The sequence below is a fragment of the Roseovarius pacificus genome, assembly GCF_900142665.1.
In the GTDB taxonomy this organism is placed as follows: Bacteria; Pseudomonadota; Alphaproteobacteria; order Rhodobacterales; family Rhodobacteraceae; genus Roseovarius; species Roseovarius pacificus.
The window spans coordinates 972,671-984,425 of the sequence record NZ_FRBR01000001.1; the positions used below are offsets into that span (position 1 = coordinate 972,671).

General features: G+C 63.5%; 9 protein-coding genes. 5 read left to right on the forward strand and 4 right to left on the reverse strand.

Annotated features, from left to right (window positions below; translation table 11 throughout):
* The first annotated feature begins 23 nt into the window (after positions 1 to 23).
* Positions 24 to 506, forward strand: a complete 483-nt coding sequence (locus BUB53_RS04640) for a PaaI family thioesterase (protein ID WP_073033729.1) — start codon at positions 24 to 26, stop codon at positions 504 to 506.
* On the opposite strand, the gene BUB53_RS04645 is transcribed toward BUB53_RS04640, so the two are convergent.
* The 3 genes from BUB53_RS04645 to BUB53_RS04655 form a co-directional block, all read right to left on the reverse strand.
* Positions 474 to 1,583, reverse strand: coding sequence for a DUF2235 domain-containing protein (locus BUB53_RS04645; protein WP_073033255.1), 1,110 nt, complete (start codon positions 1,581 to 1,583; stop codon positions 474 to 476). The two genes, BUB53_RS04640 and BUB53_RS04645, sit on opposite strands and share 33 nt — an antisense overlap.
* Entirely contained in the window at positions 1,561 to 3,858 is a 2,298-nt protein-coding gene (locus BUB53_RS04650; RefSeq protein ID WP_073033257.1) for a xanthine dehydrogenase family protein molybdopterin-binding subunit, read from the reverse strand. Before BUB53_RS04650 ends, BUB53_RS04645 begins: the two co-directional genes overlap by 23 nt.
* A gap of 65 nt (positions 3,859 to 3,923) precedes the next feature.
* Positions 3,924 to 5,054: a type III PLP-dependent enzyme gene (locus BUB53_RS04655; RefSeq protein WP_073033259.1), complete on the reverse strand. Its 1,131-nt coding sequence runs from the start codon at positions 5,052 to 5,054 to the stop codon at positions 3,924 to 3,926.
* A 114-nt stretch (positions 5,055 to 5,168) separates the two neighbouring features.
* On the opposite strand from BUB53_RS04655, the gene BUB53_RS04660 reads away from it, so the two are divergent.
* Positions 5,169 to 5,603 (forward strand): Lrp/AsnC family transcriptional regulator, encoded by a 435-nt coding sequence (locus tag BUB53_RS04660; RefSeq protein ID WP_073033261.1) that lies wholly within the window; start codon positions 5,169 to 5,171, stop codon positions 5,601 to 5,603.
* 178 nt (positions 5,604 to 5,781) lie between these two features.
* Positions 5,782 to 6,297 carry a hypothetical protein gene (locus BUB53_RS04665; RefSeq protein WP_143163127.1) on the forward strand — a complete coding sequence of 172 codons (516 nt, stop codon included), beginning with the start codon at positions 5,782 to 5,784 and terminating at the stop codon, positions 6,295 to 6,297.
* 82 nt (positions 6,298 to 6,379) lie between these two features.
* On the opposite strand, the gene BUB53_RS04670 is transcribed toward BUB53_RS04665, so the two are convergent.
* Entirely contained in the window at positions 6,380 to 7,339 is a 960-nt protein-coding gene (locus tag BUB53_RS04670; RefSeq protein ID WP_073033266.1) for a zinc transporter ZntB, read from the reverse strand.
* A 151-nt stretch (positions 7,340 to 7,490) separates the two neighbouring features.
* On the opposite strand from BUB53_RS04670, the gene BUB53_RS04675 reads away from it, so the two are divergent.
* The gene (locus BUB53_RS04675) at positions 7,491 to 10,517 is read left to right on the forward strand and encodes a valine--tRNA ligase (RefSeq protein WP_073033268.1); all 3,027 of its coding nucleotides are present in this window, start codon (positions 7,491 to 7,493) and stop codon (positions 10,515 to 10,517) included.
* Between the two features lie 114 nt (positions 10,518 to 10,631).
* Complete coding sequence (locus tag BUB53_RS04680; RefSeq protein WP_073033270.1) at positions 10,632 to 11,738, forward strand: pyridoxal phosphate-dependent aminotransferase; 1,107 nt, start codon at positions 10,632 to 10,634, stop codon at positions 11,736 to 11,738.
* Positions 11,739 to 11,755: the final 17 nt, after the last annotated feature.

The following is an 11,755-nucleotide window of genomic DNA, read 5'->3' on the forward strand; positions in this document are numbered from 1 at the left end:
AAAACACACGAATGGGAATGGATATGGCGAAACTGGCCGAAACACTCGACGATATGCCAGGCATGGACGATCTGCTGTCGCGGTCGGGGCTGGAATTCATGCAAGACATGATCGCGGGACGCCTGCCCGGCCCGCCCATCGGCGCAGCACTCGGGTTTGCGCCGATCTCGGTCGAGGAGGGGCGCGTGGTGTTCGAAGGCGCACCGCAGTTCACTGTCACCAACCCGATGAGCGCGGTGCATGGCGGCTGGTACGGGGCGATCCTGGACAGTTGCATGGGCTGCGCGGTGATGACCACGGTGCCGCGCGGATCGGTTTACACGACGCTGGAATACAAGGTGAATATCACCCGCGCGATCCCGCTTGGCACCCGTGTGCGGGCCATCGGCACGGTCGATCACGCGGGCCGCTCGACGGGTGTGGCCTCGGGCGAAATTCGCGGGATCGGGGATGACAGGCTCTATGCGACATCCTCAACCACTTGTCTGATCATGAAAATGGCCTGAGGCGGGGGCGTCCTCCATCGCCCGGTCCTGCATGCTGAAGCGTTCGGCATCGCGCCCGTTGACCGTTTCGTGCAGGCGTTCGGACGGGTCGCGCCCGACCCGGCGCCGTTCGCGCATCAGGAAAATCTTGCCCCAGCCCCGCCATGTGCCGACCGATGGGGCCTCGGGGTCCGTCAGGAAGCGGGCATGCCAGCCTTCCGGCAATGTCAGGCCGCATTCCTCGATCCGCTCCAGCATCCAGACCAGCGGGATATTGGCCAGCGGCCGGGCCGGGTGAAAGCCGCTCAGGTGGCCGCCCACATCGCCATGCGTGCCCCGGAACCAGACCTGTTCGACCCGTCCCGTCCAGTCCGGCGAGGTCTTCCACAGGACGGGGTCGAAAACCGCGCGGGTCTCGTGCAGGGCCAGGGCGTGAAAGCCATGCCTGACGGTCGGCGCCAGCTCGTGGCTGTGAAAGGCGTGCGCCTCTTCGCTCCAGCGCCACAGGACCGGCAGGCGCAGGCCGAGCGCCTTGACCGTGTCCCAGCATCCGACCATCTCGACCGGGGTTTCCTCGTGACAGAAGCGGCGGGTGAAGGCGCGCGCCGCGGCGCTGCCGGGCGGCGACTGGTAGTGGCGATAGGCGGTGAGGATATTGCGCTCGGTCGCGTTTTCGGCGCGCAGGAGGCCGACCTGGTCGATCACCCCGGCGAGCGAGCGCACCGCATAGCCCCCGCGCGAATAGCCGATCAGGTAAATCCGGTCGCCCGCGCGATAACGGCTGGCCAGATAGCCATAGGCGCGGCGAATCTGCCGGTTGATGCCACGCCCCATCATCACGTCCAGCGTGCTGCCCCAGTCCTGCCATTGCAGCCCGGCCTCGTAATAGACCGTCAGGTTGGGCCCGCTGACTTCGGACAGAAGTTTATAGGTCAGCCCGGCATTGCTTTCGCTGCCGTCGTCCAGCGAGGACATGGTGCCGTCAAGGATCAGAACATGGCTGACCTGCCCGCGCCTGTGGGCAAGTCCGGTCTGCCCCCGGCGCAGGCCGGGACGCAGGAACCCGACAAGTCGTTCAATCCACCGGCGCCACGGCATCGTTCAGCATCTTCCATACACGGTGCGGCGTGAACGGCATATCGGCCTGCCGCACCCCGCGATCCCACAGCGCATCGGCCACCGCATTGGCGGTGGCGGCCATCGCACCGACGGTTCCCGCCTCACCGCAGCCTTTCATGCCCATGGCATTGGCCGTCGACGGCACGGGTTCTGTCGCGAAACGGATCATGGGGACATCATCGGCCCTCGGCATCGCGTAGTCCATGAAACTCGCCGTGAGGAGCTGACCGTCCCCGTCATGCACCACATGCTCCACCAGCGCCTGCCCCACGCCCTGAACGGTGCCGCCATGCACCTGACCGGCGACCAGCAAGGGGTTGATCAGGTTGCCGAAATCGTCGACCACGGTGTAGCGTTCCAGCGTGACCTTGCCGGTTTCGGGATCGACTTCGACCTCGGCCACATGCGCGCCGTTGGGAAAGGAGCGCGCGGGCAGCGTGGCGGTTTCCTCATGCACCAACAGATCGGTGCGCCCGTCCGCACGGGCCATCTCCGCCGCTTCGATCAGGGTGGGCGTCAGGTTCGAGCCGCCGGCGCGGAAGGTTTCATCGTCAAAGCCGACCTCGCCTTCCTCGACGCCCATCTTGTCGGCCAGGTAGGGGATGAAGGCCGCGATCATCTTCGACACGGTCGCAAGCGTGGCGTTGTTCTGCGTGGTCACCGATCGCGAGCCGCCCGTGCCGCCGCCGGTGGCGATGCGGTCGCTGTCGCCCTGCACCACGGCGATGCGATCCACCGGGATGCCCGTCTGATCCGACAGGAATTGCGCATAGACCGTTTCATGCCCCTGCCCGTTGGATTGTGTCCCCACATAGATCGACACGCTGCCATCCTCGTTGAATTCGACCTTCGCCGTCTCCGAAGGATTCCCCAGAATACTTTCGATATAGTAACACAGGCCCATCCCGCGCAGCCGCCCGCGCGCTGCACTTTCGGCCTTGCGCGCGGCGAAACCGGCGCGGTCACTCTCGGCCTCGACCCGGTCCAGAACGCGCGCGAAATCGCCCACGTCATAGGTTTCCCCCGTCGAGGAGACATAGGGAAAGGCGGATTTGGGAATGAAATTGCGGCGGTGCAGATCCCATGTATCGACACCCAGTTCGCGCGCCGCGCGGTCCATGATGCGTTCGAGCGCATAGATCGCCTCGGGGCGGCCCGCGCCGCGATAGGCATCGACCTGCGTGGTGTTGGTAAAGAAGCCTTCGACATGCAGGAACGTGTCCTGCACGTCATAGACGCCCATCAGCACCTTCGAGAACAGGTCGGTCTGGATGCCCTGCCCCATGGTGCTGCAATAGGCGCCCAGATCGACGCGGCTGTCCACGCGGTAGGCGGTGATCTTGAGGTCGGCGTCGAAGGCCAGCGTCAGGTCGTGATCCAGCCCGCGGCCGGAATTGTCGCTGAGCATCGTTTCGGTCCGGTCGGCCATCCAGCGCACGGGTCGGCCCAGAACCCGCGCGGCATGGGCCACCAGATAGGTTTCGGGATAATCCATCGCCTTGGTGCCGAAGCCGCCGCCGACATCGGGATTGGTCACGCGGATATCGTCGGGCTGCATCCCCAGAACGCGGGCCAGATTGCCCTTGGTGCCCCAGACCCCCTGCCCGTTCACCGCGACGTGCAGGCGGTTGCCCGTGGTTTCGGCATAACAGCCGCGCGGCTCCATCGGGTTGGCGATGATCCGGTTATCGTGCAGGGGCATGCGCACCACATGGGCGGCCTTTTCGATTGCCGCCGTGACGGCCTGTTCATCGCCCATGGCCCAGTCGAACGCGCGGTTGTCGGGCGCGTCGTCATGCAGGGCCTGCCCGCCCGGCCCGATCTCCATATGCGCGGGCAGGTCGTCATAATCGAATTCGATCATCTCGGCGGCATCGCGGGCCTCTTGCAGGGTGTCGGCCACGATCATCGCCACGGGCTCGCCGACGAAACGCACACGGCCCTCGGCCAGAATGGGGCGGCGGGGGGCGGCGGATTTCGACCCGTCGCGATTGGTCACGGTGTTGATCGCCATGCCTTCGCTCACGCCCGCACCGGCCAGATCGTCGGCGGTCAGCACCAGATGCACGCCGGGGGCCTCGCGGGCCTCTTCGACATCCAGCGTCGTGATCCGTCCATGCGCCACGGATGAGCGGAGGACATAGGCGAACAGCGCCCCTTGGGGGCTAATGTCGTCCACATAGCGGCCATGTCCTGTCAGAAACCGCTGGTCTTCGAATCGCGTGACGGGTTGGCTTTTGCCGAACTTGTCCATGATTTGCCCTTTCGCACGTGCCTGGGGCCGAACGTAACGGCCCTCACGCTCATGTCCAGAGCCACTCAGCCCAAATCTGCCACCGTCACCGGATCGCCCAATCCGTAACCGTTGAACCGGGTGGTCAGGCTGCGCGAATAGGCGCCCATGCCGTCGAACAGCACATAATCGCCCTCGGCCAGATCGGAAGGCAGCGGCAGCGGATCGGGCAGCCGGTCGATGCTGTCGCAGGTGGGGCCGAACACGATGCGCGGTTGATCCTTGCCGGTGCGCGGCATTCCATCGGGGGCCAGAACGCGAATCCGCCCCGGCGCACCGATATCGCGCGCCTCGGTCAGGCCGCCATAGATCCCGTCATTCAGAAACACCGCCCCGGTATCGCGCAGCGCCTTGACACGGGTGCCAAGGGTAAAGGCATCGGCCACCATCGCGCGGCCCGGCTCGCACACCAGATCGGGGGCATGATCGGGGAAATGGCGGTCCACCTCAGCGCGGATATGGGTGAATATCGCCTCGAGGTCGGGGGCCTGCCCGGCGCGGTGCGAGGCGAAACCGCCACCCACGTTCAGCCGCGCGATCCGCACACCGGCCATCCGCGCCACCTCGGCGGCCTCGGCGATATACGCGCCCCATGCGGACGGGTCGGCGCATTGGGTGCCGGGGTGAAAGGTGATCGCCGGGACAAAGCCGCGCGCGGCCACCTCTTGCAGCAATTGCGCCGCGCGGTCGGGGCCGAGGCCGAATTTCTCACCGAAATCATAAGCCGCGCCCGCCACCGGCAGGGCCAGCCGCACGGCGATCTCGGTGCCCTTGGGCAAGACCGACAGCTTGTCCAGCTCGCGCCAGCAATCGACCGAGGCCGACGCCACGCCAAGCGCGCGCGCCACGGTGACCTCTTCGACCGAGCGCACGGGGTTGTTGTAGTGCAAAACCGCATCGGGGCAGACGGCGCGCACGGCGTACATCTCGCGCGGGCTGGCCACGTCGAAGGCGCGAATGCCCGCCGCCACCAGATTTGTCAGCACCTCTTCGCCCGCGTTGGCCTTGACCGCATATGTCACCAGCCCGTCGAACCCGGCCTGAAACCGTTGCGCGGTGGCCTGAAGGGCGGCGGGGCTGAAATACAGCATCGCGGTGTCGGGGGCATGCCGGGCGATATGCGCCGCGGGATCGGGCCAGTTCGGGGTTTCGCGCATCTGAATATCCTGTCGGGCTGCTCGTTTTTTTTCAGGATGCGGGCAAAAGGCGTCGATTCCACGCGTCACTTCGCATAAAGTGACTCTTATTGACGTCATTATGCCGAAACAACGATGCAAACAGACGAAACAGACCGCGCCCTGATCGACCTTCTGGCCGAAAACGCCCGCACACCCGTGGCCACGCTGGCCCGCAAGCTGAACCTTGCCCGTACCACCGTGCAGGCGCGGCTGGAGCGGCTGGAAAACTCGGGCGTGATCCAGGGCTACACCCTGCGGCTGAGCGACAGCCAGCGCACGCCGCTGCGCGCGACGGCGCTTGTCAGTATCGAGCCGCGCAGCGCGCCCGCCGTTCTGGCGCGGCTGCGCTCGCTGCCGGACGTGAAGACGGTGCATACCACCTCGGGGCGGTTCGACCTGATCGTCGGGATCGAGGCCGAAACTACCGAGGCGCTGGACGACACGCTGGACCGCATCGGCGAAACCCGCGGGGTGAAGGGCTCGGAAAGCCTGATCCAACTGTCCACGAAACTGGATCGCCGCAGGTAGGCGGCGGATTACCTCCAGGTCATCCAGTCAGGCCCACGGCAAGTGCAAAATTTGAGGTACTCTGGTAGTTCCCGAAAAAGTTGACTCGCCGTACCGGCCATGATTATCGCCCAGCACACTGAAATCCGCGAGCCGAAGCCGGGTCGTCAACAGATTGCCTTATGGCGTAGGAATACATATGAAAAGAGCTTTGGTATTTTTCTGTTTCAGCTTTATTGGCAGCGTCGTTCACGCCGACGATATGGCTTTGAAGGTTTTCAAATCCGTTTGCTTATCTGATTTTTCGGACGTCTCAAACATCGAAAAGTCCATGCAAAAACTGGTTCCGGGTATGACCCTCAAAAGCGGCTCAACCGAAACGAGAAAGAGCGGGTCGGTCACATTTGACAACGGAGAGATGATTATGCTGGATTACGATAGTTCCGAAGATTTCTGTATGGTCAGCGCGACGCTAAAGGAATATACGAAGCTGTCCAAGAACCGGTTTGAAAAACTCCTCAATGGACATCCGAACCCCAAGAGGAAACCCCGGACAATTGAAAGCAACGACCACACAATTCTGTCGTTTCCATACGTCCTGAATGAGAAGCCTGTCGAATATACTGCTGGCTATGGACACAAACCACTTGTGACGAGAGACGGAAGCAGACTTTATATGGTTAATTATGCTTTCCGCCATAAAGCAAGTTTCTGATATATTGCCGGGCCGCGAAAAAGATCAGGAAAGCCTGATCCAACTGTCCACGAAACTGGATCGGCGCAGGTAGGCGGCGGCGTTACCGGCGCAGCCAGCCGCGCGCACGGAAGATCCAATAGAGCGCCAGACCGATCCCGACGATCCCGGCGGTGACGATCCAGAACGCCCTCGGATCGTTTTCCCCCGGTATGCCGCCCACGTTGATGCCCAACAGCCCGGTCAGCAGGCCGAGCGGCAGGAAGATCGCCGCCACCACCGACAGGATCAGCATCTGGTGGTTCATCACCTCCGAGCGATGCTCCATGATCTGGTCCTGCACCACCTGCGCACGGTCGCGGATGGCGTCGAGCTCCTCGGACAGGCGGGTGACGCGTTCGACCGCCTCGCGCAGCCGACTGCGGTCGGCATGGGTGATCCAGGGCAGGTCCTCGATCTCGAAGGTGCTGAGCGCATCGCGCTGCGGGGCGATATGGCGGCGCAGCTTGATCGCCATGCGCCGCACATCCGCCAGATCGGCGCGCGACACCGCCCACGGCCCCTGATCGACCTGATCCTCGATATCGTCGATCCGCTCGTTCAGCCCGGCGATCACCGGCTCGGCCCGGTCGGCCAGCCGCAAAGCCAGCCGCGCCACCAGATCGCCGGTGCGCACCGGCCCCTGCCCGCGCATCGCCGAGTCCCACACATCGCCCACGGCCATCAGCCGCCTGAGCTGCGCCGACACCACGGCATCCCCGGTGATCCACAGTCGGACCGAAACCATGTCCTCGACCTCGTCGCCGGGGTTCAGGTTGACGCCCCGCAGGTTCAGCAGCGCGCCATCGCCATGCACGGTGCAGCGCGGGCGCGTGTCCTGCGCGGTCAGGGCCGAGACCACCAGCGGATCGAGCCCCGATTGATGCAGCCAATCCCCCGCGCCCTCCTGCGACAGGGCCACCCGCGTCCAGAACAGCACACCGCCCTGTGCCGGGGCGATCCCCGGCGCTGTGGCATGGCCCTGTCCTGTCTCGTCGATCTCGATGGATTGCACCGCCTGCATACCGTCCCCCGTCTACCGTCGCCCGACGATCCGACAGCCTGCGCGCAAGGTCAATCGCGCAGCGTCAATAATTTCCCGCACCAGCCTTTTCCTTGGGCATTGCATTCGCTAGAGACATCCCGACCCGAGACTTTCCGCAGGACACATCGCAATGGCCATGGACAAGACCTTTAACGCAGCCGAGGCCGAGGGCCGCATTTACGACGCCTGGGAACAGGCCGGGGCCTTCAGGGCCGGCGCGAATGCCAAACCGGGCGCCGATCCCTATTGCATCATGATCCCGCCGCCCAACGTGACCGGCAGCCTGCATATGGGTCATGCCTTCAACAACACCTTGCAGGATATCCTGATCCGCTGGCACCGCATGCGCGGCTTCGACACGCTGTGGCAGCCGGGGCAGGACCATGCGGGCATCGCCACGCAGATGGTGGTGGAGCGCAAACTGGCCGAGGACGGCAACCAGTCGCGCCGCGAACTGGGCCGCGAGAAGTTCCTTGAAAAGGTGTGGGAATGGAAAACCCATTCCGGCGGCACGATCATCAATCAGCTCAAGCGCCTCGGGGCGTCCTGCGACTGGTCGCGCAATGCCTTTACCATGTCCGGCGCGCCGGGTGCGCCCGCGGGCGAAGAGGGCAATTTCCATGACGCCGTGATCAAGGTGTTCGTGGACATGTATAACAAGGGCCTGATCTATCGCGGCAAGCGTCTGGTCAACTGGGACCCGCATTTCGAAACCGCGATTTCCGATCTGGAAGTCGAGAATATCGAAAAGCCCGGCCATATGTGGCATTTCAAATACCCGCTGGCAGGGGGCGAGACCTATACCTATGTCGAAAAGGACGAGGACGGGAATGTCGTGCTGGAGGAAGAGCGCGACTATATTTCCATCGCCACCACGCGGCCCGAAACCATGCTGGGCGACGGGGCGGTCGCGGTTCACCCATCGGATGAACGATACGCGCCAATCGTCGGGAAACTCTGTGAAATTCCCGTTGGCCCCAAGGAGCATCGCCGCCTGATCCCGATCATCACCGATGAATACCCCGACCCGGATTTCGGCTCGGGCGCGGTCAAGATCACCGGCGCGCATGATTTCAACGACTACGAGGTCGCCAGGCGCGGCGGCATCCCGATGTACCGCCTGATGGACACCAAGGGCCATATGCGCGCCGACGGCGATGATTACGCCACCTGTGCCACCCGCGCGCAGGAGATCGCCAACGGGGCGGGCTTCACCGAGGCCGAGGCCGATACGCTGAACCTCGTGCCCGACGATCTGCGCGGGTTAGACCGGTTCGAGGCGCGACAGAAGGTGGTGGATCAGATCACCTCCGAAGGTCTGGCGGTGATGGTTGAAAATGATCAAGGCGAAGCGGTGCCGCTTGTGGATAACAAGCCGATCATGCAGCCTTTTGGCGACCGCTCGAAGGTGGTGATCGAGCCGATGCTGACCGATCAGTGGTTCGTGGACACCGCGAAAATCGTCGGTCCGGCGATCGAGGCCGTGCGTTCGGGCGAGACCACGATCATGCCGGAAAGCGACCGCAAGGTGTATTTCCACTGGCTGGAGAATATCGAACCGTGGTGCATTTCCCGCCAGTTGTGGTGGGGGCATCAGATTCCGGTCTGGTATGGTGTAGGTCGCAAGCAATTTTGCGCAGCATCAGAGAACGAAGCTATCGCAGTAGCCAAAAAATTCTATTCAAAGCAATATCCCAATTGCGATATCGACGTGAAAATTGCGGAAACTGGAAAAGCTACTTATCGGGACGCGTCTGGACGTGAATTGGCATTCCCAATGGAAGCTAGCTTTGGAATGGTAGACTCTGGTCTGACAATTTCACCAAGCATTGTAGAAATCGACATAGCCCGTGACCCCGACGTCCTCGACACATGGTTCTCGTCGGGCCTCTGGCCCATCGGCACGCTCGGCTGGCCCGAACAGACGCCGGAACTGGAAAAATACTTTCCCACCAACGTGTTGATCACCGGGTTCGACATCATCTTTTTCTGGGTCGCCCGGATGATGATGATGCAATACGCCGTGGTCGGCCAGAAGCCGTTCAGCCATGTTTACGTCCATGCCCTTGTCCGCGACGAGAAGGGCAAGAAGATGTCGAAATCGCTCGGCAATGTTCTGGACCCGCTGGAACTGATCGACGACTACGGCGCGGATGCCGTGCGCTTTACCCTGACGGCGATGGCCGCGATGGGCCGCGACCTGAAGCTTTCCACGCAACGTATTGCGGGCTATCGCAATTTCGGCACCAAGCTGTGGAACGCCGCGCGCTTTGCCGAGATGAACGGCGCGGTCGGAAGCAGCGGCGAGATCCCGCAGCCCACCGCCACGGTGAACAAATGGATCGTCGGCGAAACCGCCAAGGTACGTGAAACGGTGGACGAGGCACTGGAAAACTTTCGTTTCAACGATGCGGCCAACGCGCTTTATGCCTTTGTCTGGGGCAAGGTCTGTGACTGGTACGTGGAACTGTCCAAGCCCCTGCTGCTGGATGGCGACGAGACCACCAAGGCGGAAACGCAGGCCACCATGGCCTGGGTGATCGACCAGTGCCTGATCCTGCTGCACCCGATCATGCCCTATGTCACCGAGGAACTCTGGGGCACACTGGGCGAGCGTCAGAAAATGCTGATCCATGCCGACTGGCCCGGCTATCGTGCCGCCGATCTGGTGGACGCCGATGCCGACCGCGAGATGAACTGGGTGATCTCGGTGATCGAACAGGTCCGCTCGGCCCGCGCGCAGGTGCATGTGCCTGCCGGTCTTTATGTGCCGGTGTTGTGCACCGATCTGGGCGAGGCCGAACAGCGCGCCTGGGATCGCAACGAGGTGATGATCAAGCGTATCGCCCGGATCGAAAGCCTGACCCATGTCGATGCCCTGCCCAAGGGCAGCATCACCGTGGCGGTCGAGGGTGGGCATCTGGGCCTGCCGGTGGCCGACATCATCGACGTGGCCGAGGAAAAGGCGCGGCTCGAAAAGACCCTTGGCAAGCTGGAGAAGGAACTGGGCGGGCTGCGGGGCCGGTTGAACAACCCCAAGTTCGTCGCCAGCGCCCCTGAAGAGGTGGTCGAGGAGGCCCGCGAAAACCTTGCCCTGCGCGAGGAAGAAGAGGGCAAGCTGCGCACCGCGCTGGAGCGTCTGGCCGAACTGGGCTGACGAGCGCGCGCACCGACGCGATACCGACGTTATACCGACGCGATACCGGGGGCCGTTTCCGGCCCCCGGACACACCGCTTGCACATCGGCGCGCAATCGCTTTAGCTGCGCGCCATGACTGCACCACGCTATACCGACCTCGTTCAATCCCTGCCCGCCACCGTGCCGTTCGTCGGCCCCGAGGAGCAGGAGCGCGCCCGCGGCGCCCCCTTCCGTGCCCGCCTGGGCGCGAATGAAAGCCTGTTCGGCCCTTCTCCCGCCGCGGTGAAGGCCATGCAGGCCGAGGTGCTGGAGATCTGGAAATATGGCGATCCGGGCAGCCATGACCTGCGTCACGAGTTGGCCCGGCACATGCGGGCACGTCCCGAAAATATCCTTGTGGGAGAAGGGATTGACGGGCTGTTGGGCAATCTGGTGCGGCTGCTGATCGGTCCCGGCGATGCGGTCGTGACCTCGGACGGGGCCTACCCGACATTCAACTATCATGTGACCGGGTTCGGCGGCGCGCTGTACAAGGTGCCCTACAGGGACGACCACGAAGACCCCGCCGCGCTGTTTCGCAAGGCGAAAGAGGTGAACGCCAGGCTGGTCTACCTTGCCAACCCCGACAACCCGATGGGCACATGGCACAGCGGTGAAACCATCATGGCCGCGCTGGACGATCTGCCCGAAAGCTGTTTGTTAGTTCTGGACGAGGCCTATGTCGAATTCGCCCCCCAAGGCACCGCCGCCCCGATTGAGGCCGACGATCCGCGCATCATCAGAATGCGCACCTTTTCAAAGGCTTATGGCATGGCGGGGGCGAGGATCGGCTATGCCATCGGCGCGCCCGACCTGATCCGCAGCTTCGACAAGATCCGCAACCATTTCGGGATGAACCGGGTGGCGCAGGCGGGGGCACTGGCGGCGCTGCAAGACGCTGCATGGCTCACGCATGTGCAGGAACAGGTGGCCGGGGCCCGCGACCGGATCACCGGACTCGCCGCTGACAACGGGCTCAGCGCCCTGCCCTCGGCCACGAATTTCGTAGCTGTCGATTGCGGCGGCGACGGGGCTTTTGCCAGCCGTGTGCTGGACGAGCTGGTGGCGCGAGGCGTGTTCGTGCGCAAACCCTTTGTCCCCCCGCAGGATCGCTGTATTCGGATCAGTTGCGGGCGGGTTCAGGACCTCGACGTTCTGGCCGAAACCTTGCCCGAGGCTTTGGCCGCGGCCCGCTCATAACCCGCGATCACGTGAAA